Origin of the sequence: Micromonospora sp. C28SCA-DRY-2 (genome assembly GCF_030519475.1) — a bacterium.
Classification (GTDB): domain Bacteria; phylum Actinomycetota; class Actinomycetes; order Mycobacteriales; family Micromonosporaceae; genus Micromonospora.
The window spans coordinates 182,795-204,175 of the sequence record NZ_JAUMKD010000005.1; the positions used below are offsets into that span (position 1 = coordinate 182,795).

The following is a 21,381-nucleotide window of genomic DNA, read 5'->3' on the forward strand; positions in this document are numbered from 1 at the left end:
CTAGGAGTGCGCCATGTGGTACCTGTCCGTCGCCGTCGTCGTCGCCATCGTCCTCGGCCTGCTGAACCTGGTGCTGATGCTCGGCGTTATCCGCCGGCTGCGCGAGCACACCGAGCTGCTCGGCGACAAGCAGTCCACCCTGCCGGAGTCCATGCTGGAGGCCGGCTCGATCCCCGGCGAGTTCGTCGCCACCGACCTGCGCGGGCGTACCCACACCCGGGACGACCTGCCGCCGATGACCCTGGTGGCGTTCCTCTCGCCCGCCTGCGACCTGTGCGAGGCGCAGATCCCGGACCTGCTGGACCGGGCCCGCGAGATGCCCGGCGGGGCGGAGCACGTCTGGGTGGTGGTGGTCGGCAAGGGCCCGGAGACCGAGCCGTACGCGGCCCGCTTCGCCGACGTGGCGACCGTCTTCATCGAGCCGGGCAACGCCCCGCTGCCGCTCGCCTTCGGGGTCAAGGGCTACCCGGCGTTCGGCCTGCTCGACGAGCGCGGCGTGGTGGCCGCCAACTCGTTCGGCATCGCCCGGTTGGACCTGCCGGTGGCGCGGTGACCGGGCCCCGGCTGTCGCCCCGGCGCGCCGTCCGGCACGCCCGGCAGGCCGCCGGCCTGACCTGGCGGGCGGCGCCCGGGGGCACCTGCGCGGAGCTGCTGCTCGCGGTGGTCGGCGGCCTGGCGCCGGTGCTCGTCGCCGGGTTGACCAAGCTGGTGCTGGACCGGTTGACCACCGGCGGCGGGCCGGCCGTGCCGCTGGCCGTGCTCGGGGTGGGGCTGGCCGCGCTGGCCGCCACCTCGGTGGTGCTGCCGCACCTGCGCCGGTACGTCGAGAACGAGCGGTCCCGGGCGGTCACCCGGCTGGTCCGCCGCCGCCTGTACGCGGCCGTGCAGGGGCTCGGTGGGCTGGCCCGGCTGGAGGACCCGGAGTTCCAGGATCGGTTGCAGGCCGCCCAGCAGACCGGGCACCTCGGCCCCACCCAGTTGACCGGCAACGCGCTGGCCGGGGTGCAGAGCGTGATCCTGGCCGGCGGCTTCCTCGGCGCACTGCTGGTGCTGAGCCCGGTGGTCGGGCTGCTGGTGCTGGTGGCGGCGCTGCCCACGCTATGGATGCAGCTGCGGCTCAACCGGGCCCGCGCGGCGATGGTGCTGCACCTGGAGCACTTCCAGCGGCGCGACCTGTTCTTCGCCCAGCTGCTGGTGGGCCTGCCCGCCGCCAAGGAGGTGCGGCTGTTCGGCCTGGGCCGGTTCTTCGGCGACCGGATGCTCGACGAGCTGCACGGCATGCACCGGGTGGAGCAGCGGCTGGACCGCCGCGAGCTGCGCGCCCAGGCGCTGCTCGGCCTGCTCGGCGCCGGGGTGGCCGGGGTGGGCGTGGTCTACGTCGTCACCCGCGCCGCCGCCGGCGGGCTGACCCCCGGCGACGTCGCGGTCTACCTCGCCGCCGTGCCCGGCGTGCAGGGCGCGCTGGGCAACCTGGTCGGGCAGCTCGGCGCGATCCACCAGGCGCTGCTGCTCTTCGACCACTACGACGAGGTGACGCACGCCGAGCCGGACCTGCCGGTGCGGGCCGCGCCGCGCCCGGTGCCGCCGCTGCGGCGGGGGATCGAGCTGCGCGACGTGTGGTTCCGCTACTCGCCGGAGCATCCGTGGGTGCTGCGCGGGGTGGACCTGTTCCTGCCCGCCGGCTCGACCACCGCGCTGGTCGGGCTCAACGGGGCCGGCAAGAGCACCCTGGTGAAGCTGCTCTGCCGGTTCTACGACCCGGAGCGCGGCACGATCAGCTGGGACGGGGTGGACCTGCGCGAGTTCGACCCGGCGGCGCTGCGGGAGCGGCTGGGCGCGGTGTTCCAGGACTTCATGCCGTACGACCTCAGTGCCGGGGAGAACATCGCGGTCGGCGACCTGGCCGCCCGCGACGACCCGGCCCGGCTGCGGGCCGCCGCCCGGCACGCCGGCATCGACGACGCCCTCACCGCCCTGCCCCGCGGCTACGACACCCTGCTCACCCGGATCTTCTTCGACGGGCCGGACCGGGACGACCCGGGGGCGGGGGTGGTCCTCTCCGGCGGGCAGTGGCAGCGGATCGCGCTGGCCCGCGGCTTCCTCCGGGCCGACCGGGACCTGCTCGTGCTCGACGAGCCCAGCTCCGGGCTGGACGCGGAGGCCGAGCACGACCTGCACGTCCGGCTGCGCCGGCTGCGCGCCGGGCGGACCAGCCTGCTCATCTCGCACCGGTTGAACGCGGTGCGCGACGCCGATCGCATCGTGGTGCTGGCCGACGGCCGGATCGCCGAGTGCGGCGGCCACGACGAGCTGCTCGCCGCCGGTGGCGGCTACGCCCGGCTGTTCACCCTCCAGGCGCGCGGCTACCGCGAGCAGCGCCCGGCCCCGGCCTGACCAGGCCGCCCGCTCGCCCGGCGCGGACCACGCGGAACACCCCCCCGTTCCGGGGCCGCACCCGGCGTCGCGACCTCAGCCGCCCGGGCCGGTGGTGCGGCGCTGCCCGGGCACGGCGGGTCCGGGCCGCCCGTCGCCCGGGTCGGGCCGGGCGGCGTCGGGATCCGGTTGCTCGGCCGCGGCGAGTTCGGCGGCGTAGAGCCGGACCAGGTCGCCGATGCGGAACCGGCCGGGCCCGGCCGGCTCGGCGAGCTGCGCGGCCACCAGCCGGTCCAGGGCCCGCGCGGCGTCCTCGGGCGGCTGGCCGGTCAGCGCGGCGGCCAGTTCGGCGGTGACCGGCCCGGGCCGGGCCCGGCCGAGCCGGCGGAACACCGGGGCCGCGGATCCGAGCCGGCGGTAGCTGGCGGTCAGCCGGGGCCGCAGCCCGGTCTCCGCGAGCCGGTAGCGCTCGTCGCGCAGCAGCCGGGCCAGCCGCCCCAGCGACCAGTGCGGTCCCTCGGCGAGCCGGCGGGCGGCGGTACGCAGTGCCAGCGGTAACCCCTCGCAGAGCGCCACCACCGCGCCGGCGGCCTCCGGCTCCTCGTCCACCCGGCGGGCGCCGGCGGCCGCCCGGAGCAGGGCGAGCCCCTCCGGCGGGGGGAGCGGATCGAGCCGCAGCGGCCGGTCCGCCCCGTCGAGCAGCGGGGCGCGGCTGGTCACCAGCAGCGCGCACCCGCCGCGTACCGGCAGCAGGCCGTCGACCTGGGCGGCGTCGGCGGCGTTGTCGAGCACCAGCAGCACCCGCCGGTTGAACAGCAGGGACCGGATCCGGGCCCGGGCCTCGGCGAGGCTGGCCGGGTCCGGCCGGGAGGTGGGGCAGAGCGACCGGAGCACCCGGTTGGCCACCTGGATCGGCGGCAGCGGGGTGTCCGCGACCGAGCCGCCGAGGTCGAGGTGGAGCTGGCCGTCGGGGAAGGCGTCCAGCGCCTCGGCCGCGGCCCGCAGCGCGAGCGCGGACTTGCCGGTGCCCGCCATGCCGTAGACCGACACCGCGACGGGGCGCTCGCCGGCGCCGGCCAGCGCGGCGCCGAGGCGGGCCAGTTCGGCGTGCCGTCCGACGAAGGGCGCGGCGGCGCAGGGCAGCTCGTGCGGCACCGGCGCGGTGGCGGATCCGGTGGACCGGCCGCGGGCCCGCGGGCGGGCGCGGTTGCCGGCCGGCAGCAACCGGGGGTCGTGCCGGCGCACCGAGCGGTACAGCTCGGAAAGCTCGGGGCCGGGGGAGACGCCCAGCTCCCCGGCGAGCGCCCGGCACGCGCTGCGGTACGTCTGCACCGCGGCGGCCTGGTCGCCGGCCCGGCACTGGGCGGTCATCAGCAGCGCCCAGGCCGGCTCCCGCAGCGGGTTCTCGCTCAGGTGCGCGCGGAGCAGGGCCAGCAGCGCGGGGCTGCCCGGGTCGCCCAGCTCCAGCCGGCACGCGGCGTACGCCTCCCGGGCGCCGGCCCGGCGTTCGCGCAGCCGGTCGAACGCGGCCGCCGTCACCGCCCCGTACGCCGGTGGCGGCTCGGTCTCCGACCAGAGCGCCAGCGCCCGCTCGAACAGGTTGGCCGCGACCGCCGGCTCGCCCCGGGCGCGGGCCGCCTGGCCCTCGGTGACCAGCCGCTCGAACTCGGTGGCGTCCAGCTCACCCGGCGCCACCCGGAGCCGGTAACCGCCGCCCTCGGCGTGCAGCCGCACCGGCTCGCCGGGGCCGGTGAGCAGGTGCCGCAGCTGGCTCGCGTGGCTGCGCAGGTTCGCCACCGCCGAGGCGGGCGCCTGCCCGCCCCACAGCTCCTGGCGCAGCCGTTCCACCGGGACCGCCACGCCCGCGTGCAGCAGCAGGGTGACCAGCAGCGCGGTCGGCCGGCCGGCCGGCAACCGCAGCGGGCGGCCGTCGCGGAGCACCCGGACCGGGCCGAGGATCTGGAACGACAGCCCCATGCGACCTCCGCTGTGTGCCCCCGCGGGCCGTCGTCGGCCCCACACCACCGCCGAGGTAATTATGCCAGTCGATGTGTGGCGTCGTGGCGCCGATCTCGGCCGCGCACATCGGCCGAAAGGCCAGCGGCGACGGCATGGTCGGCTACCCGCCAGCCCGCATCGCAGTGGACACCCCGACCGGCGTCCGGCCGCCACACCCGGTCGAGCAGGGACGCCACCGGCCGACAGGCGCTCAGGCGGTGACCACCGCCTCGCCGTCGGCCGGGCGGCCCTCGGCACCGTCGACCGCCGCCGGGCGCGCGGGCCGGGGGAACCACTCCACCGGCGAGCGCCCGTCGTCGTCGGCCCGGCCGCCGTCGCCGGCGGGCTGCCGGTCGTGGCCCGCCGCCCACCCCCCGGCGTCGGTCCGGCCCGCCGCCGCGGGCTCGTCGGCCGCCACGGCATCGGCGTCCGGGTGCCGGCCCGTCCGCCCGGCGTCCGGGGCGGTGCCCGTCTCCACGCCGGCCGGCTCGGCGTCGCCGCTGGTCGCCGGTCCGGCCGCCACGGTGGCCGGACCAGCCGGCCCGTCGTTCGCCGGGGCGGCCCGGTCCGCATCCGCAGCCGCCGCCCGGCCGTTCTCCGGCGCGGCCGGCTCGCCGGCGCCGTCGCCGGGGCGGGCCGCCACCAGGGGGTACTCCGCGGTCTCGGTACCGCCCGTGGCCGCCGCCATCACCGCCGCCGCGGCCAGGTCGGCCACCCGCTTCGCCTCGCGGCGCACCCGGGCGCGTACCTCCCGGGCGTGCTGTTCGGCGGCCTCGGCCGCCTGCCGGGCCGCGTCCAGCCGGGCCGTTTCGTCGGTCAGCTCCCGCTGCACCTCGCTGAGCCGCCGCTGCGACTGCACCAGCTCCCGCTCCGCGCCGGCGCAGTCCTGCCGGGCCCGGGCGAGCTGCTGCTGCGCGGTCTCCAGCTCCCCGCGTACCTGAGCCAGCGCCTGCCGTCGCTCGGCGATCTCCTGCTGGACGGCGGCGAGCTGCTCGGCGTGCGCGGCGTCCTGCTCGTCGGCGTGCTCGCGCAGCTCGGTGGTGTACCGCTGGGTCTCGGTGACCAGCGACGCCAGCTCCTCCTCGACCGCCGCGCGCTGGTCGGCCAGCTCCTGCTCGACCGCGGCGCGCCGCTCGGTCAGCTCCCGCTCGACGCCCGCCCGCCACTGGGTCAGCTCCTGCTGGCCGCGGGCCCGGGCCGCCTGGACCTCCTGCTGGATCTGGGTACGGGCGGCCTTGGTCAGCGCCGCGGCGGCGTTGCGGGCCTGCTCGACCTGCTGCGCGCTCTGCTCGCTGAGCCGCTGCGCCTCCTGCATCGCCCGCTGGTGGGCGGCCTCGCCCTCGGCCCGGGCCTGCTCGGCGGCGGCGCGGATCTCGGCCAGCTCCGCCTCGGCGGCCGCCTGCCGTTCCGCGTACGCCTGCTCCTGCTCGGCGCGGTGGGCCGCGGTCTCCTCCTCGAGGGTGCGCATGGCCTCGGCGACCCGCTCCCGGGCCGCGGCCAGCACCGACTCGGCCTCGGCCCGCAGCTCCCCGGCGCGCTGCTCGGCCGCGCCGGTGATCGCCTCGGCCTGCTTCTCGGCCAGCCCGAGGATCTGTTCGACCATCGGCCCGAGGTCGCTGAACGCGGCGCGTTCCGGCTGGGCCGGGCGCTGGCGCAACTCGGTCAGCTCGGCGTGCAGCCGGTGCAGCTGCCCGGTCAGCTCCTGGACCTGGGCGCTGGCCCGGTCCCGCTCGGCGGTCAGCGCCGCCAGCCGGCCGTCGACCTGCTCCAGGTGGCGGTCCACCTGCCGCTTGTCGTAGCCACGCAGCGCGGTCTCGAACCCCGGCCGCCCGGCCGCGTCGTCGCGCCCCGGGTGCGGCTCTTCGCCGTTGGACATGCGCCATCCTCCGTACGATCCCGAGCGTTCCGCCGACGGCTGACCGCCCACCGGCGACGAATGTGGCGCAACGCTACCGCCGCCCGGCCCGGCCCGGCGTCCCGACCCACCCGACACGGCACGGCATGCCGGGCGTCCCTGAGGGGGCCCGACCGGATGTCACCCAAGTGCCCGATTGTGACCCGCGTCACGTCCCATTCTCATGCAATGGGCCGCATGAACTTGCAGCGGGCGATCATCGTTGATAGCGTCGCTGCATAGTCATGCGGAGGTGAGTATGGGTATCCGAGTCGCGGTCGCCGGGGCCAGTGGCTACGCCGGCGGCGAGCTGCTCCGCCTGGTGGCCGGGCACCCGGAGTTCGAGCTGGTCGCCGCCACCGCGCACAGCCAGGCCGGGCACCGGGTCGACGCGGTCCACCCGCAGCTGGCCGGGCTCGACCTGGTGCTCGCCGAGACCGACCCGGCCACGCTCGCCGACGCCGACCTGGTCTTCCTGGCCCTGCCGCACGGCGAGTCGGCGGCGCTGGCCAGCCGGCTACCGGAGGAGGTGCGCGTGGTCGACCTCGGCGCCGACCACCGGCTCGCCGACCCGTACGACTGGGCGCAGTACTACGGCGGCACCCACGCCGGCCGCTGGACCTACGGCCTGCCGGAGCTGCCCGGGCAGCGGGCGGCCATCGCCGGCGCGACCCGGGTGGCCAACACCGGCTGCTACGCCGCCGCGATCACGCTGGCGCTGGCCCCGCTGATCGCCGCCGGCGCCGCCGAGCCGGCCGACGTGGTGGTGGTGGCCGCCTCCGGCACCTCGGGCGCCGGCAAGGCGGCCAAGCCGCACCTGCTCGGCAGCGAGGTGATGGGCGACCTGTCGCCCTACCGGGTCGGCACCCACCAGCACGTCCCGGAGATCAAGCAGGCCACCGGCGCCACCAGCCTCTCCTTCACCCCGGTCCTCGCGCCGATGCCGCGCGGCATCCTGGCCACCGTCACCGCCGTGCCGGCCCGCGGCGTCGACCCGCAGGCGGTGCTCGCCGAGGCGTACGCGGACGCGCCGTTCGTGCACGTGCTGCCGGAGGGGCGGTGGCCGCACACCGCGGCCACGCTCGGCTCCAACTCCTGCCACCTGCAGGCCACCGTCGACGTCGACTCCCGCCGGATGGTCGTGGTCAGCGCGCTGGACAACCTCGGCAAGGGCGCCGCCGGCCAGGCCGTGCAGTGCGCCAACCTGATGCTCGGCCTGCCGGAGACCACCGGCCTGTCCGTCTGGGGGGTAGCGCCGTGAGCGCGAGGAGTGCAGCGCAGCGGAGCACCGCAGTCGCGAACGAAGGGATGGCGCCGTGAGCGCGAGGAGTGCAGCGCAGCGGAGCCCCGCAGTCGCGAACGAAGGGATGGCGCCGTGACCGTCACCGTTCCCCGGGGGTTCCGGGCCGCCGGCGTCGCGGCCGGGCTGAAGGCCAGCGGCGCCAGCGACGTGGCGCTGGTGGTCAACGACGGCCCGGACGCCGGCGTGGCCGGGGTGTTCACCGCCAACCGGGTGAAGGCCGCGCCGGTGCTCTGGAGCCAGCAGGTCGTCCGCGGCGGGGTGGTCCGCGCCGTGGTGCTCAACTCCGGCGGCGCCAACGCCTGCACCGGCCACGCCGGTTTCCAGGACACCCACGCCACCGCCGAACACACCGCCGCCGCGCTCAGCGCCGCCAACGCCCGGCTGATGCTGGGCGCCGGGGAGGTAGCGGTCTGCTCCACCGGCCTGATCGGCGAGCGGCTGCCCATGGCCGCGCTGCTCGCCGGGGTGAACAAGGCGGTGCGCGGGCTGTCCCGCGACGGCGGCGCACCGGCCGCCGAGGCGATCATGACCACCGACACCCGGCCGAAGACGGCGGTGGCGCGGGGCAGCGGCTGGACCGTCGGCGGGATGGCCAAGGGCGCCGGCATGCTGGCCCCCGGGCTGGCCACCATGCTCTGCGTGCTGACCACCGACGCGGTGGCCGGGCCGGAGGTGCTCGACGCCGCGCTGCGCGAGGCGTGCCGGGTCACCTTCGACCGGGTCGACTCCGACGGCTGCATGTCCACCAACGACACCGTGCTGCTGCTGGCCAGCGGCGCCAGCGGCATCACGCCCAGCGTCGCCGAGCTGACCGCGGCGGTCACCGCGGCCGCCCACGACCTGGCCCAGCAACTCGTCGCCGACGCCGAGGGCGCCACCAAGCAGATCGCCGTCGACGTGGTCGGCGCGGCCAGCGAGGACGACGCGGTCGAGGTCGGCCGGGCGGTGGCCCGCAACAACCTGGTCAAGACCGCGTTGTTCGGCAACGACCCGAACTGGGGCCGGATCCTCGCCGCCGTCGGCACCACCGCCGCCGCGTTCGAGCCGGACGGCGTGGACGTCGCGGTCAACGAGGTCTGGGTGTGCCGCTCCGGCGCCGCCGCCGAGGACCGGTCGAAGGTCGACCTCACCGGGCGGGACGTCACCATCCGGATCGACCTGCACGCCGGCGACGCCGCGGCCACCATCTGGACCAACGACCTCTCCCACGCGTACGTGCACGAGAACTCGGCCTACTCGACATGAGCCTCACCACCGACCTCACCCGCGCCCAGGCCAAGGCCGCCACGCTGATCGAGGCGCTGCCCTGGCTGGCCCGCTTCTCCGGCTCCACCGTCGTGATCAAGTACGGCGGCAACGCCATGGTCGACCCGGAGCTGCAGCGTGCCTTCGCCGCGGACATGGTCTTCCTCCGCTACGCCGGGCTGAAGCCGGTCGTGGTGCACGGCGGCGGGCCGCAGATCTCCGCCATGCTCGGCCGGCTCGGCATCGACAGCGAGTTCCGCGGCGGCCTGCGGGTCACCACCCCGGAGGCGATGGACGTGGTCCGGATGGTGCTGGTCGGCCAGGTCGGCCGGGAACTGGTCGGGCTGATCAACGCGCACGGCCCGTTCGCGGTCGGCCTCTCCGGCGAGGACGCCGGGCTGTTCACCGCGGTGCGCCGGCCCGCGTACGTCGACGGGGAGCCGGTGGACGTCGGGCAGGTCGGCGACGTGGAGTCGGTCGACGTCTCGGCGGTCACCGACCTGATCGCGGCCGGCCGGATCCCGGTGATCTCCACCGTCGCCCCGGACGCCGACGGGGTGCTGCACAACCTCAACGCCGACACCGCGGCCGCCGCGCTCGCGGTCGCCCTGGCCGCGCGCAAGCTGGTCGTCCTCACCGACGTGCCGGGCCTCTACGCCGACTGGCCGGACACCGACAGCCTGGTCTCCGAGATCACCACCGACGACCTGGCGAAGCTGCTGCCGCGCCTGGAGTCGGGCATGGTCCCCAAGATGGAGGCCTGCCTGCGCGCGGTGCGCCAGGGGGTGCCGGCCGCGCACGTCGTCGACGGCCGGGTCGCCCACTCCACCCTGCTCGAGGTCTTCACCTCGGAAGGGTTCGGCACGATGGTCGTGAGCGCGCCGAGTGCGCGAGCGGAGCGGCCAGGCCCCGCCGTCGCGAACAAGGAAGGTCCGGTCCGGTCATGAGCACGCTCGTCGAGCGCTGGTCGCAGTCCATGATGGACAACTACGCCACCCCGCCGCTGGCCCTGGTCGCCGGCGCCGGCGCGGTCGTGACCGACGACGCCGGCCGGGAGTACGTCGACCTGGTCGGCGGGATCGCGGTGAACGCCCTCGGCCACGCCCACCCGGCCGTGGTGGCCGCCGTGTCCAGGCAGGTGGCGACGCTCGGGCACGTCTCCAACCTCTACGTCGCCGAGCCGCCGGTGGCGCTGGCGGAGCTGCTGCTGGCGCTGGCCGGCCGGCCCGGCCGGGTCTTCTTCGCCAACTCCGGCGCGGAGGCCAACGAGGCGGCGTTCAAGCTCTCCCGGCTCACCGGCCGCACCCACGTGGTGGCCACGACGGGGGGCTTCCACGGCCGGACCATGGGCGCGCTGGCGCTCACCGGCCAGCCGGCCAAGGCCGACCCGTTCCGGCCGCTGCCCGGCGAGGTCAGCCACGTCGACTACGGCGACGTCGCCGCGCTGGAGGCGGCGGTCACCGACGCCACCGCGATGGTCATCCTGGAGCCGATCCAGGGCGAGAACGGCGTGGTCGTCCCCCCGACCGGCTACCTGGCCGCCGCCCGGCGGATCACCGCCCGGCACGGCGCGCTGCTGGTCCTCGACGAGGTGCAGACCGGCATCGGGCGTACCGGGCACTGGTTCGCCCACCAGGCCGAGGGGGTCGAGCCCGACGTGGTCACCCTGGCCAAGGGGCTCGGCGGCGGGCTGCCGCTGGGCGCCTGCCTGGCCTTCGGGCGGGCCGCCGAGCTGCTCCGCCCCGGTTCGCACGGCACCACCTTCGGCGGCAACCCGGTCAGCTGCGCGGCCGCGCTCGCGGTGGTGCGCACCATCGCCGGCGAGGGGCTGCTCGACCACGTCAAGCGGATCGGCGAGCGGCTGCGCCGCGGCATCGAGGGGCTCGGCCACCCGCTGGTGGACGGGGTGCGCGGCGCCGGCCTGCTGCTCGGCGTGGTGCTCACCGCCCCGGTCGCGGCGGTGCTGGCCGAGGCGCTGCGGGAGACCGGCTTCCTGGTCAACCCGGTGCAGCCCGGCGTGGTCCGGCTCGCCCCGCCGCTGATCCTCACCGCCGCCCAGGCCGACGCGTTCCTGGCCGCGCTGCCCGCCGCGCTGGACGCCACCGCGCCCGCCGCCGCCAGCGCGGGTGCCCCGACGGTGGGCGTCCCGACCGCGGTGCCCACCCCTGCGACCCCTGCCACCTCTGCCACCCCCGCCCCGGAGACCACCCCATGAGCCCTCGGCACTTCCTGCGCGACGACGACCTGAGCCCGGCCGAGCAGTCGGCGGTGCTGGAGCTGGCCGCGCGGATGAAGGCGGACCGGTTCGCCTACCGGCCGCTGGCCGGGCCGCGGTCGGTGGCGGTGCTCTTCGACAAGCAGAGCCTGCGTACCCGGATCTCCTTCGACGCCGGCATCGCCGAGCTGGGCGGCCACCCGCTCGTGGTGGACACCCAGGTGACCCACTTCGGCCGGGGCGAGACGCTGGCCGACGCCGGGCGGGTGCTGTCCCGCTACGTCGCGGCGATCGTGCTGCGTACCCACGGCGACGACCGGATCGCCGAGGTGGCCGCGGGGGCGAGCGTGCCGGTGGTCAACGCGCTCACCGACGGCTTCCACCCCTGCCAGCTCCTGGCCGACCTGCTCACCGTCCGGGAGCGGTGCGGCGGCACCGCCGGGCGCACCCTGGCGTACCTCGGCGACGGGGCCAACAACATGGCCCACTCGTACCTGCTGGCCGGGGCGACCGCCGGGATGCACGTACGGGTGGCCGGCCCGGCCGGCTTCGCCCCCGACCCCGCGGTGGTGGCCCGGGCCGCCGAGATCGCCGCCGGCACCGGAGGTTCGGTGAACGTGCTGACCGATCCGATCGAGGCGGTCAAGGGCGTCGACGTGGTCGCCACCGACACCTGGACCTCGATGGGCCAGGAGGACGACGGGCTGGACCGGATCACCCCGTTCCGGCCGTACCAGGTCAACGCCGAGCTGCTCGGCCAGGCCGCGCCGGACGTGATCGTGCTGCACTGCCTGCCCGCGCACCGGGGCGAGGAGATCACCGACGAGGTGCTCGACGGCCCGCGCAGCGCCGTCTTCGACCAGGCGGAGAATCGGCTGCACGCCCAGAAGGCGCTGCTCACGTTCCTCCTCGAGGCCGCGGCCGCGGCTTCGGACGCGGCGGCGCCGGGCGTCACCGCGACCAGGGAGAACCGATGACCGCCCCGCTGACCCGCGCCGCCCGGCACGCCCGCATCGTCGAGCTGATCCGCGACAAGGCGATCCACTCGCAGACCGAACTGGCCGACCTGCTCGCCGGCGACGGCATCCAGGTCACCCAGGCCACCCTCTCCCGGGACCTGAAGGAACTGGGGGCGGTCACCGTCCGCGGCGGCGACGGGCGGGCCGTCTACCTGATCCCCGAGGACGGCCAGCGGCCGCTGCGCGATGCCGAGGCCGCACCGGCCCGGCTGGTGCGGCTGCTGCGCGAGCTGCTCAACGGGGTCGACTACAGCGGCAACATCGCCGTGCTGCGCACCCCGCCGGGCGCGGCGCACTACCTGGCCAGCGCGTTGGACCGAGCGGGCCTGCCCGAGGTCGTCGGCACCATCGCCGGCGACGACACCATCCTCGTCGTGGCCCGCGAGGCCGTCGGCGGGGCCGCGCTCGGCGAGAAGCTCGCCGGCTGGGCCCGCCGGGAAGAGAACGTTGAAGGGAGCACCACACCATGACCGAGCGGGTCGTCCTGGCGTACTCCGGAGGGCTGGACACCTCCGTCGCCATCCCGTACCTGGCCGAGCAGACCGGCGCCGAGGTGATCGCGGTGGCGGTCGACGTCGGGCAGGGCGGCGAGGACCTCGACGTCATCCGGCAGCGGGCGCTCGACTGCGGCGCGGCGGAGTCCGAGGTGGTCGACGCGCGTGACGAGTTCGCCGCCGAGTACTGCCTGCCGGCGATCCGGGCCAACGCCCTCTACATGGACCGCTACCCGCTGGTCTCCGCGCTGTCCCGGCCGCTGATCGTCAAGCACCTGGTCACCGCCGCCAAGAAGTACGGCGGCACGATCGTGTCGCACGGCTGCACCGGCAAGGGCAACGACCAGGTCCGCTTCGAGGTCGGTCTGGGCGCGCTCGCGCCCGACCTCAAGATCATCGCGCCGGCCCGGGACTTCGCCTGGACCCGGGACAAGGCGATCGCCTTCGCCGAGGAGAAGGGCCTGCCGATCGACGTGTCGGCGAAGTCGCCGTACTCGATCGACCAGAACCTGTGGGGTCGCGCGGTGGAGACCGGCTTCCTGGAGGACATCTGGAACGGCCCGATCGAGGACCTCTACTCGTACACCTCCGACCCGGCGCAGGAGCGCGACCCGGACGAGGTCGTGATCACCTTCGACGCCGGCGTGCCGGTCGCCGTGGACGGCGAGACGGTCACCCCGTACCAGGCGATCCTGGAGCTGAACCGGCGCGCCGGCGCCCAGGGGGTCGGCCGGCTCGACATGGTCGAGGACCGGCTGGTCGGCATCAAGAGCCGCGAGGTGTACGAGGCGCCGGGCGCCATCGCGCTGATCACCGCCCACCAGGAGCTGGAGGCGGTCACCGTCGAGCGCGACCTGGCCCGGTTCAAGCGCAGCGTGGACCAGCGCTGGGGCGAGCTGGTCTACGACGGCCTGTGGTTCTCGCCGCTGAAGCGGTCGCTGGACGCGTTCATCGACGACGCCCAGCAGCACGTCTCCGGCGAGGTGCGGCTCACCCTGCACGGCGGCCGGGCCACCGTGACCGGCCGCCGCTCCGAGGCCAGCCTCTACGACTTCGGCCTGGCCACCTACGACACCGGCGACACCTTCGACCAGTCCCTGGCCAAGGGCTTCGTGCAGCTGTGGGGCCTGCCGAGCAAGATGGCCGCCGCGCGGGACGCCCGGCTGGGTGGCGCCTGATCGTGGGTGCGAGCGCGAGGAGTGAAGGAGCGCGGCGAGTGAGCCCCGCGGTCGGGAGCCAACGGTGAGCGCTGCCACAATGGGTGGGGTGGACGACAAGAGCCTGACCGAGAACAGCGCCGCCACCAACCGCACCAGCCTCTGGGGCGGCCGGTTCGCCGGCGGCCCCGCCGAGGCCCTGGCCCGGCTGTCGGTGAGCGTGCAGTTCGACTGGCGGCTGGCGCCGTACGACATCGCCGGCTCCCGGGCGCACGCCCGGGTCCTGGCCGGCGCCGGCCTGCTCGACCCCGAGGAACTGGGCCGGATCCTGGCGGCTCTGGACGACCTGGAGGCGGCCTGCGCCTCCGGGGAGTTCCGTCCCACCGTCGACGACGAGGACGTGCACACCGCGCTGGAGCGTGGCCTGCTGGAGCGGCTCGGCAGCCTCGGCGGCAAGCTGCGCGCCGGCCGGTCCCGCAACGACCAGGTCGCCACCGACCTGCGGCTCTACCTGCGCGACCACGCCCGTGGCGTGGCCGCCCGGCTGGTCGAGCTGGCCGAGGCGCTGGTCGAGCAGGCCGAGCGGCACGTGGACACCGCCGCCCCGGGGATGACCCACCTCCAGCACGCCCAGCCGGTCACCTTCGGGCACTGGCTGCTCGCCCACGTGCAGCCGTTGCTGCGCGACCTGGAACGGCTGCGCGACTGGGACCACCGGACGGCGGTCAGTCCGCTCGGTGCGGGCGCGCTGGCCGGCTCCGGCCTGCCGCTGGACCCGGTCGCGGTCGCCAAGGAGCTGGGTTTCCGCACCTCGTTCGCCAACTCGATGGACGCGGTGGCCGACCGGGACTTCGTCGCCGAGTTCCTCTTCGTCACCGCGATGATCGGGGTGCACCTGTCCCGCCTCGGCGAGGAGGTGGTGCTCTGGACCTCGCAGGAGTTCGGCTGGGTGGAGCTGGACGACGCCTTCGCCACCGGCTCGTCGATCATGCCGCAGAAGAAGAACGCGGACATCGCCGAGCTGGCCCGGGGCAAGTCCGGTCGGCTGGTCGGCGGGCTGATGAGCGTGCTCACCATGCTCAAGGGCCTGCCGATGAGCTACGACCGGGACATGCAGGAGGACAAGGAGCCCGCCTTCGACGCGGTCGACACCCTCGAACTGCTGCTGCCCGCGCTCGCCGGGATGATCTCCACCATGACGGTCCGGGCGGACCGGCTCGTGGCCGCCGCCCCGGTGGGCTTCTCGTTGGCCACCGAGGTGGCCGACTGGCTGGTGCGCAGGGGCGTGCCGTTCCGCGACGCGCACGAGATCACCGGCCGGCTGGTGGCGCTCTGCGTGGCCCGGGACTGCGCGCTCGACGAGGTCTCCGACGCCGACCTGGCAGCGGTGAGCGAGCACCTCGACCCGTCGGTGCGGGACGTGCTGTCGGTCCGCTCCGCGCTCGCGGCCCGGATCACGCCCGGCTCCACCGGCCCCGGGCCGGTGGCCGACCAGCTGGCCGCCGCCGCGGACCGGCTGGCCGGCTGGCGGGAGTGGGCCGCCGAGCGCGTCGTCCCGCGCTGAGTCGACGTCAGGGAACCGCTGCCCCGGTGCGCGCCGGGGCAGCGGTTTCGCGACCCGCGCCGCGCGGTGCCGGCCCGGTCAGGCCGTCGGCCGCTCCCGCTTCGGCAGCTTCGCCACCACCGCGTCGTACGAGGCGTCGACCGCCTCGATCAGCTCCTCGTCGTCGATCCGGCCGTCCAGCCGCAGCGTGTTCCAGCCGGACCGGCCGATGTAGGGCATCACCCGGGCGTCGTCGGGGTGCCGGTGCAGCCACTCGTCGGCGACCTCGCGGCTCGGGCCGCACTTGACCCCGATCGTCGGCGGGTTGGCCGGCGAACCGAGGAACGCGAAGATCCGGCTGCCCACCTTCACCACCTCGTCGCCCTCCCACGGCTGGTCCAGCCAGGCGCCCGGCTTCGCCAGGCAGTACGCCAGCATCTCCGCCCGCTCCATCGCCCCTCCCGCCGACCGATTCCCGGCACAGTCTGCCCCAGTCTCCCCGAACCGCCAGCGCACCCGCCGGACGCGCCGCCGCGCCGGTATGTCGCCCAGCCGGGCTCGGTGCGCCGCCGGCCGGCTGCACTGCGGACGATCGGGTCAGTCGCCGGTGGCGGTGCGGGCGGCGAGGCGTTCGAAGCGCTGCTTCGCCGCCTGGGCGCTGCCCAGGCCGAGGCCGTAGGCGATCGCCTGCCAGGTCAGGCCGCGCCCGCGGGCCAGGGTCAGCAGGCCGGCCTCCAGCGCGTCGACCTCGGCGCGCAGGTGGGGGATCAGGGTGAGCGCGGCGGTGAGGTCGCCGTCGTCGACCGGCTCCTCGCCGGGCTCCGGCTCGGCGCCGCCGGCCGCCAGCGAGGTCACCAGCGCGATCGCCTCGTACGGGTCGGGCAGGTACGGGTTGGTGTGCCGGCGGCGGCGGGCGTCGGTGTCGGCGTGCCGCTCGGCGATCCGGTGCAGGGCGGCGTAGGTGCGCTCGGCGCGGGCCCGGCCCGCGTCGGGCGCGGTGAAGAGGTCCTCCGTCATGTCCCGACCTCATCACATCAACGCCCCGTTTTCAACATACTATTTAAGTCGTGGTGGGGTGGGCAGCGCCGGGGCGGGCGAGGGCCGGGCAGCGGTCCCCGGCGGCCGGCGGGACGGCCGGATAGGGTCGGACCCGTGGTGGCGCACTCCGACCGACGGCCGGCGGACCTCGCCGAGCCGGCCGACCGGGCCGAGCCGGCCGGGCTCGCCGACCTCGCCGACCTGCTCGCCGGTCCGGTGCTGCCGGCCGCCCGCGGGCTGCTCGGCTGCCGGCTGACCGCTGGCGGGGTCACCGTCCGGATCACCGAGGTCGAGGCGTACGCGGGCACCGCCGGCGATCCCGCCTCGCACGCCCACCGGGGGCGTACGCCGCGCAACGCGGTCATGTTCGGCCCGGCCGGGCACGCCTACGTCTACTTCACCTACGGCATGCACTGGTGCATGAACGTGGTGACCGGGCCGGCCGGAGAGGCGGCGGCGGTGCTGCTGCGCGCCGGGGAGGTGGTCGACGGGCTGGACGTGGCCCGAGCCCGGCGCCCCGCGGTACGCCGCGACGTCGACCTGGCCCGCGGGCCGGCCCGGCTCTGCGCGGCGCTCGGCATCGACCGCTCGGCCTACGGCTCCCACCTGCTCGGCGACGGGCCGGTCCGGCTGCGCCCGGCCGACGCCCCGGTGCCGGCCGACGCGGTGGCCGCCGGGCCCCGGGTCGGCGTCACCGGCGCGCACGACCTGCCCTGGCGGTTCTGGATCGCCGGTGACCCGACGGTGAGCGCCTACCGCCGGCACGTGCCGCGCACCCGCCGCTGACCCGCGGGGCCCTCGTCGCCGGCGCGCTCTGGCGATTCTGTCGGTGGGTGTGGTCATAATCACGCCGCACGCGCTCGCCGAGGAGACGGAGGACAGGGGCGATGGCCACACTGCTCGCGATCGGAACGGCGAAGGGGCTCTTCCTCGCCACCAGCACGGATGGGCGGCGCAGCTGGGAGGTGAGCGGCCCGCACTTCCCGATGACCGGGGTCTACGCGGTCGCCATCGACACCCGGCGGGCCACGCCCCGGCTGCTGGCCGGCACCACCAGCTCGCACTTCGGCCCGAGCGTCGCCACCAGCGACGACCTCGGCGCCTCCTGGCACGAGCCGGAGGAGGCCCCGGTGGCCTTCCCGGCCGACACCGGCGCCACCCTGGGGCGGGTCTGGCAGCTCGTCCCGGCCGGCGCCGACCAGCCCGACGTGGTCTGGGCCGGCACCGAGCCGTCCGCGCTGTTCCGCTCCGACGACGGTGGGATCACCTACCAACTGGTCCGCGCGCTCTGGGACCACCCGCACCGGGAGCAGTGGGGCGCGGGCTTCGGCGGCCAGGCGGTGCACACCGTGCTGCCGCACCCCGCCGACGCCGACCGGCTGCTGGTGGCGATGTCGACCGGCGGCGTCTACCGCTCGACCGACGGTGGCGCCAACTGGGCGCCGGGCAACACCGGCATCCGGGCCTACTTCCTGCCCGACGAGTGGCCCGAGTTCGGCCAGTGCGTGCACAAGGTCGCCCGCGACGCCGGCAGCCCCGAGCGGCTCTACGCGCAGAACCACCACGGCGTCTACCGCTCCGACGACGACGGGCGCACCTGGTCGTCGATCGCCGACGGCCTGCCCAGCGACTTCGGCTTCCCGATCGTCAGCCTGCCCGGCCGCCCCGACTCGGTCTTCACCTTCCCGCTCACCGCCGACAGCGAGCGCTTCCCGGTCGACCGGCGGTGCCGGGTCTTCCGCTCGTCCGACGCGGGCGCCAGTTGGCAGCCGGCGAGCGCCGGGTTGCCGGAGGGCCCGTTCTATCCGGCGGTGCTGCGCGACGCGATGTGCGCCGACGACGCCACCCCGGGCGGCGTCTACTTCGGCACCCGCTCCGGGGAGGTCTACGCCAGCCGCGACGAGGGCGACTCCTGGTCCCGGGTGGTCGCGCACCTGCCCGACGTGCTCTGCGTCCGGGCCGCGGCGGTGTGACGTGGTGACCGTGCTGGTCCCCGGCCCGCTGCGTGGCGAGGCCGGGGGCGAGAGCCGGCTGACCGTCGCGGCCTCGGGCACCCTGCGGGCCGTCCTCGACGACCTGGCCGGCTCCTGGCCGCGGCTGGCCCGGCGGATCCGCGACGAGCGGGGCGAGCTGCGCCGCTACGTCAACGTCTACGTCGACGGGGAGGACTGCCGGCACCTCGGCGGGCTGGACGCGCCGGTGCCCGAGACCGCCGAGGTGCAGGTGCTGCCCTCGGTCGCCGGCGGCTGACCCCGCCGGGCGCGCCCCGGCGCTGGTCGCCGGGGCGGCGCCGCCGGGGTCAGCCGAACCGGTAGTCCAGCCGGTAGGTGTGCCCGCCGTCCGGCCCGACCACGATCTGCCCGCCGCCGCGCAACCCGCGCAGCTCCTCGGTGGCCGAGTCGGGCACCACCGTCCAGGACAGCCCCGCCCCGGTCTCGGTGTCGCTGCCGGCGGTGTGGTGCAGCACGAAGCTGCCCCGGCGCCCGGCCAGGGTGCCGGTGAACCGTTCGAACCCCACGTACGCGGCGGAGGACTCGACCGGCGGGCGGCACATCAGGATCCGGGTCACGCTCGTGCCGACCAGGTCGCCGGTGAACGACTTGGTGATCCGGGCCGCGGCGAGCGTGGTTCCCCCGGCCTCGTCGTACGGTTCCTCGTCCCAGCTGTCCAGGGTGAAGCCGCCCTCGGCGTGTCCGCTCATGCGAGCATCCTGCCCGGCAAGGCTGACATCTTCCGTCAGGTACGCCCCGGCTCTTCGGCGCGGGTGCGCCCGCCCGGCCGGGGCGGTCGGCCGGCGAGTTCCGCCGGGCCTTCCTCACCGCGGTGCCCGAGGACCTGGTGCCGGAGGGGGTCGAGGACCACCCGGCGCTGGCCGACCCGTTCGTCCGCTCGGTGATCGCCGAACCGACCGTGGCGAAGCTGCCGGCCATCACGCGGTTCCTGGCCCACCGGGTCGCCGAGGACGCCGGTGTCCACCAGGACGCCGCCGTGCGGGCGGCCCTGGAACTCCTCGACGGGCGGGCGGCCGGCCACCGCGTGCCGGCCGACGAGCCGCTACGGCAGCGGCTCCAGGCGCGCGCCGACGAGTGGCAGGCGGCGTCCCGGGTCGGGCCGGACCCCGAGGCGTTCCGCCGGATGCACGCGGCGCTCGGCGTGACGGGCGCCACCGCCGGCCGTGCCGCCGGCGGAATAGTTGACTCGTCAAATATGTTGTGGGGTGCGTCCGGGCGCCACGCCGGCCCCGGCGGACAACGCGAGGAGCTGGTCATGCAGTTCGGAGTCTTCACCGTCGGCGACGTCACGGTCGACCCGACCAACGGTCGCGAGCCGACCGAGCATGAGCGGATCAAGGCGATGGTGACCATCGCGCTCAAGGCCGAGGAGGTCGGGCTCGACGTCTTCGCCACCGGCGAGCACCACAACCCGCCGTTCGTGCCCTCGTCGCCCACCACCATGTTGGGCTACATCGCGGCCCGGACGTCCCGCCTGCTGCTCTCCACCGCCACCACCCTGATCACCACCAACGACCCGGTGAAGATCGCCGAGGACTACGCGATGCTCCAGCACCTGGCCGACGGCCGGGTGGACCTGATGATGGGCCGGGGCAACACCGGCCCGGTCTACCCGTGGTTCGGGCAGGACATCCGCAACGGCATCCCGCTGGCGATCGAGAACTACGACCTGCTGCGCCGGCTCTGGCGCGAGGACGTGGTGGACTGGAAGGGCCGCTTCCGCACCCCGCTGCAGTCGTTCACCGCCACGCCGCGCCCGCTCGACGGGGTGCCGCCGTTCGTCTGGCACGGCTCGATCCGCAGCCCGGAGATCGCCGAGCAGGCCGCGTACTACGGGGACGGGTTCTTCGCCAACCACATCTTCTGGCCCAAGGAGCACACCCAGCGGATGGTCGGGCTCTACCGGCAGCGCTTCGAGCACTACGGCCACGGCTCCGCCGACCAGGCCATCGTCGGGCTCGGCGGGCAGGTGTTCATGCGCCGCAACTCCCAGGACGCGGTCCGCGAGTTCCGGCCGTACTTCGACAACGCGCCGGTCTACGGGCACGGCCCGTCGCTGGAGGAGTTCACCGCGCAGACCCCGCTCACCGTGGGCAGCCCGCAGCAGGTCATCGACCGGACCCTGGGCTTCCGCGACTACGTCGGGGACTACCAGCGGCAGCTCTTCCTGGTCGACCACGCCGGCCTGCCGCTGAAGACCGTGCTGGAGCAGCTCGACATCCTCGGTGAGGAGGTGGTCCCGGTGCTGCGCAAGGAGTTCGACTCGCTGCGCCCGGCGCACGTGCCCGAGGCGCCGACGCACGCCGCGCTGGTCGCCGCGGCCGGCGGCGCCAAGGACGGCACCGTGCACGCCGTCGACGACGTGACGGGCAAGGCGCCCGGGGCCGCCCGATGAGCCGCACCCTCGCCGTCGTCTCGGCCGGCCTCAGCCAGCCGTCGTCCACCCGGCTCCTCGCCGACCAGCTCGCCGCGGCCACCCGCGACGGGCTGGTCACCCGGGGCGAGGTGGTCGAGGTGCACCCGATCGAGCTCCGCGAGCACGCCCACGACGTGGTGAACCACCTGCTCACCGGCTTCCCGTCGGAGTCGCTGCGGGCGGCGCTGGACACGGTCACCGGCGCCGACGGGATCATCGCCGTCACGCCGATCTTCAACGCGTCGTACAACGGGCTGTTCAAGTCGTTCTTCGACCTGGTCGACGCCGAGGCCCTGGGCGACCGGCCGGTGCTGGTGGCCGCGACCGGCGGCACGGCCCGGCACTCGCTCGCCCTGGAGCACGCGCTACGACCGCTGTTCGCCTACCTGCACGCCGTGGTGGTGCCGACGGCGGTCTTCGCCGCGCCGGAGGACTGGTCCGGCGGCACCGCCGACGGGGCGCTGCGGCGCCGGATCGACCGGGCCGCCGGCGAACTGGCCGAACAGATCCACCGGCGGCCGGCGTCCACCGGCCCGGCCGACCCGTTCGCCCTCACCACCAGCTTCGAGGACCTGCTCCGCGGCGCCGACGGCTGACCGGCGCCCACCGACCCCGCGGGCCACGCCGTCCCGGACGGCGTGGCCCGCCGCCGGGTCAGGGGCGCACCGGCCGGG

General features: G+C 75.8%; 20 protein-coding genes. 15 read left to right on the plus strand and 5 right to left on the minus strand.

Going from position 1 to position 21,381, the window contains the following annotated elements; translation table 11 throughout:
• The first annotated feature begins 13 nt into the window (after positions 1-13).
• Together Q3W71_RS21580 and Q3W71_RS21585 are read left to right on the plus strand one after the other, a co-directional pair.
• The gene (locus Q3W71_RS21580) at positions 14-553 is read left to right on the plus strand and encodes a hypothetical protein (RefSeq protein ID WP_302921189.1); all 540 of its coding nucleotides are present in this window, start codon (positions 14-16) and stop codon (positions 551-553) included.
• On the plus strand, positions 550-2,394 hold the full coding sequence (locus Q3W71_RS21585; RefSeq protein ID WP_302921190.1) for an ABC transporter ATP-binding protein: 1,845 nt from the start codon (positions 550-552) through the stop codon (positions 2,392-2,394). Before Q3W71_RS21580 ends, Q3W71_RS21585 begins: the two co-directional genes overlap by 4 nt.
• Positions 2,395-2,469: 75 nt before the next feature.
• Here Q3W71_RS21585 and Q3W71_RS21590 read toward each other — a convergent pair whose 3' ends face one another.
• Positions 2,470-4,350, minus strand: coding sequence for an AfsR/SARP family transcriptional regulator (locus Q3W71_RS21590; RefSeq protein WP_302921191.1), 1,881 nt, complete (start codon positions 4,348-4,350; stop codon positions 2,470-2,472).
• Positions 4,351-4,582: 232 nt separating this feature from the next.
• On the minus strand, positions 4,583-6,247 hold the full coding sequence (locus Q3W71_RS21595; RefSeq protein ID WP_302921192.1) for a DivIVA domain-containing protein: 1,665 nt from the start codon (positions 6,245-6,247) through the stop codon (positions 4,583-4,585).
• Between the two features lie 277 nt (positions 6,248-6,524).
• On the opposite strand from Q3W71_RS21595, the gene argC reads away from it, so the two are divergent.
• The 8 genes from argC to argH all read left to right on the plus strand — a co-directional run bounded on the left by argC (position 6,525) and on the right by argH (position 15,262).
• A complete protein-coding gene (gene argC / locus Q3W71_RS21600) occupies positions 6,525-7,526 on the plus strand; it encodes an N-acetyl-gamma-glutamyl-phosphate reductase (RefSeq protein ID WP_302921193.1) in 1,002 nt (333 codons plus the stop codon).
• A gap of 114 nt (positions 7,527-7,640) precedes the next feature.
• Positions 7,641-8,813 (plus strand): bifunctional glutamate N-acetyltransferase/amino-acid acetyltransferase ArgJ, encoded by a 1,173-nt coding sequence (argJ, locus tag Q3W71_RS21605; protein ID WP_302921194.1) that lies wholly within the window; start codon positions 7,641-7,643, stop codon positions 8,811-8,813.
• On the plus strand, positions 8,810-9,760 hold the full coding sequence (argB, locus tag Q3W71_RS21610; RefSeq protein WP_302921195.1) for an acetylglutamate kinase: 951 nt from the start codon (positions 8,810-8,812) through the stop codon (positions 9,758-9,760). The genes argJ and argB overlap by 4 nt, the downstream gene beginning before the upstream one ends.
• Complete coding sequence (locus tag Q3W71_RS21615; protein ID WP_302921196.1) at positions 9,757-11,028, plus strand: acetylornithine transaminase; 1,272 nt, start codon at positions 9,757-9,759, stop codon at positions 11,026-11,028. Before argB ends, Q3W71_RS21615 begins: the two co-directional genes overlap by 4 nt.
• Positions 11,025-12,005 (plus strand): ornithine carbamoyltransferase, encoded by a 981-nt coding sequence (argF, locus tag Q3W71_RS21620; RefSeq protein WP_302921197.1) that lies wholly within the window; start codon positions 11,025-11,027, stop codon positions 12,003-12,005. Before Q3W71_RS21615 ends, argF begins: the two co-directional genes overlap by 4 nt.
• On the plus strand, positions 12,002-12,517 hold the full coding sequence (locus tag Q3W71_RS21625) for an arginine repressor (RefSeq protein ID WP_302921198.1): 516 nt from the start codon (positions 12,002-12,004) through the stop codon (positions 12,515-12,517). Before argF ends, Q3W71_RS21625 begins: the two co-directional genes overlap by 4 nt.
• Positions 12,514-13,719, plus strand: coding sequence for an argininosuccinate synthase (locus tag Q3W71_RS21630; RefSeq protein WP_302921199.1), 1,206 nt, complete (start codon positions 12,514-12,516; stop codon positions 13,717-13,719). The genes Q3W71_RS21625 and Q3W71_RS21630 overlap by 4 nt, the downstream gene beginning before the upstream one ends.
• Before the next feature lie 79 nt (positions 13,720-13,798).
• Positions 13,799-15,262 (plus strand): argininosuccinate lyase, encoded by a 1,464-nt coding sequence (gene argH / locus Q3W71_RS21635; RefSeq protein WP_302921463.1) that lies wholly within the window; start codon positions 13,799-13,801, stop codon positions 15,260-15,262.
• A gap of 78 nt (positions 15,263-15,340) precedes the next feature.
• Here argH and Q3W71_RS21640 read toward each other — a convergent pair whose 3' ends face one another.
• Both Q3W71_RS21640 and Q3W71_RS21645 read right to left on the minus strand, forming a co-directional pair.
• Positions 15,341-15,694: an MmcQ/YjbR family DNA-binding protein gene (locus Q3W71_RS21640; protein WP_088994752.1), complete on the minus strand. Its 354-nt coding sequence runs from the start codon at positions 15,692-15,694 to the stop codon at positions 15,341-15,343.
• Positions 15,695-15,838: 144 nt separating this feature from the next.
• Entirely contained in the window at positions 15,839-16,258 is a 420-nt protein-coding gene (locus Q3W71_RS21645; protein ID WP_302921200.1) for a DNA-binding protein, read from the minus strand.
• Positions 16,259-16,480: 222 nt separating this feature from the next.
• Between Q3W71_RS21645 and Q3W71_RS21650 the strand changes: the two genes are divergently transcribed.
• The 3 genes from Q3W71_RS21650 to Q3W71_RS21660 all read left to right on the plus strand — a co-directional run bounded on the left by Q3W71_RS21650 (position 16,481) and on the right by Q3W71_RS21660 (position 18,529).
• The gene (locus Q3W71_RS21650; protein WP_302921464.1) at positions 16,481-17,065 is read left to right on the plus strand and encodes a DNA-3-methyladenine glycosylase; all 585 of its coding nucleotides are present in this window, start codon (positions 16,481-16,483) and stop codon (positions 17,063-17,065) included.
• A gap of 101 nt (positions 17,066-17,166) precedes the next feature.
• Entirely contained in the window at positions 17,167-18,252 is a 1,086-nt protein-coding gene (locus Q3W71_RS21655) for a sialidase family protein (protein WP_302921201.1), read from the plus strand.
• Between the two features lie 4 nt (positions 18,253-18,256).
• Positions 18,257-18,529, plus strand: coding sequence for a ubiquitin-like small modifier protein 1 (locus Q3W71_RS21660; protein ID WP_302921202.1), 273 nt, complete (start codon positions 18,257-18,259; stop codon positions 18,527-18,529).
• Between the two features lie 49 nt (positions 18,530-18,578).
• Here Q3W71_RS21660 and Q3W71_RS21665 read toward each other — a convergent pair whose 3' ends face one another.
• Positions 18,579-18,980, minus strand: coding sequence for a DUF3224 domain-containing protein (locus tag Q3W71_RS21665; protein WP_302921203.1), 402 nt, complete (start codon positions 18,978-18,980; stop codon positions 18,579-18,581).
• Between the two features lie 566 nt (positions 18,981-19,546).
• On the opposite strand from Q3W71_RS21665, the gene Q3W71_RS21670 reads away from it, so the two are divergent.
• Together Q3W71_RS21670 and Q3W71_RS21675 are read left to right on the plus strand one after the other, a co-directional pair.
• The gene (locus Q3W71_RS21670) at positions 19,547-20,686 is read left to right on the plus strand and encodes an LLM class flavin-dependent oxidoreductase (RefSeq protein WP_302921465.1); all 1,140 of its coding nucleotides are present in this window, start codon (positions 19,547-19,549) and stop codon (positions 20,684-20,686) included.
• On the plus strand, positions 20,683-21,303 hold the full coding sequence (locus Q3W71_RS21675) for an FMN reductase (protein ID WP_302921204.1): 621 nt from the start codon (positions 20,683-20,685) through the stop codon (positions 21,301-21,303). Before Q3W71_RS21670 ends, Q3W71_RS21675 begins: the two co-directional genes overlap by 4 nt.
• Positions 21,304-21,381: the final 78 nt, after the last annotated feature.

Coding starts and splice junctions, on each gene's coding strand:
- Q3W71_RS21670 (WP_302921465.1), top strand. CDS start 19,547: ATGCAGTTCGGAGTCTTCACCGTCGGCGACGTCACGGTCGACCCGACC.
- Q3W71_RS21630 (WP_302921199.1), top strand. CDS start 12,514: ATGACCGAGCGGGTCGTCCTGGCGTACTCCGGAGGGCTGGACACCTCC.
- Q3W71_RS21675 (WP_302921204.1), top strand. CDS start 20,683: ATGAGCCGCACCCTCGCCGTCGTCTCGGCCGGCCTCAGCCAGCCGTCG.
- argB (WP_302921195.1), top strand. CDS start 8,810: ATGAGCCTCACCACCGACCTCACCCGCGCCCAGGCCAAGGCCGCCACG.
- Q3W71_RS21645 (WP_302921200.1), bottom strand. CDS start 16,258: ATGACGGAGGACCTCTTCACCGCGCCCGACGCGGGCCGGGCCCGCGCC.
- argF (WP_302921197.1), top strand. CDS start 11,025: ATGAGCCCTCGGCACTTCCTGCGCGACGACGACCTGAGCCCGGCCGAG.
- argH (WP_302921463.1), top strand. CDS start 13,799: ATGGGTGGGGTGGACGACAAGAGCCTGACCGAGAACAGCGCCGCCACC.
- Q3W71_RS21625 (WP_302921198.1), top strand. CDS start 12,002: ATGACCGCCCCGCTGACCCGCGCCGCCCGGCACGCCCGCATCGTCGAG.
- argC (WP_302921193.1), top strand. CDS start 6,525: ATGGGTATCCGAGTCGCGGTCGCCGGGGCCAGTGGCTACGCCGGCGGC.
- Q3W71_RS21640 (WP_088994752.1), bottom strand. CDS start 15,694: ATGGAGCGGGCGGAGATGCTGGCGTACTGCCTGGCGAAGCCGGGCGCC.
- Q3W71_RS21655 (WP_302921201.1), top strand. CDS start 17,167: ATGGCCACACTGCTCGCGATCGGAACGGCGAAGGGGCTCTTCCTCGCC.
- Q3W71_RS21665 (WP_302921203.1), bottom strand. CDS start 18,980: ATGAGCGGACACGCCGAGGGCGGCTTCACCCTGGACAGCTGGGACGAG.
- Q3W71_RS21590 (WP_302921191.1), bottom strand. CDS start 4,350: ATGGGGCTGTCGTTCCAGATCCTCGGCCCGGTCCGGGTGCTCCGCGAC.
- Q3W71_RS21580 (WP_302921189.1), top strand. CDS start 14: ATGTGGTACCTGTCCGTCGCCGTCGTCGTCGCCATCGTCCTCGGCCTG.
- Q3W71_RS21615 (WP_302921196.1), top strand. CDS start 9,757: ATGAGCACGCTCGTCGAGCGCTGGTCGCAGTCCATGATGGACAACTAC.
- Q3W71_RS21595 (WP_302921192.1), bottom strand. CDS start 6,247: ATGTCCAACGGCGAAGAGCCGCACCCGGGGCGCGACGACGCGGCCGGG.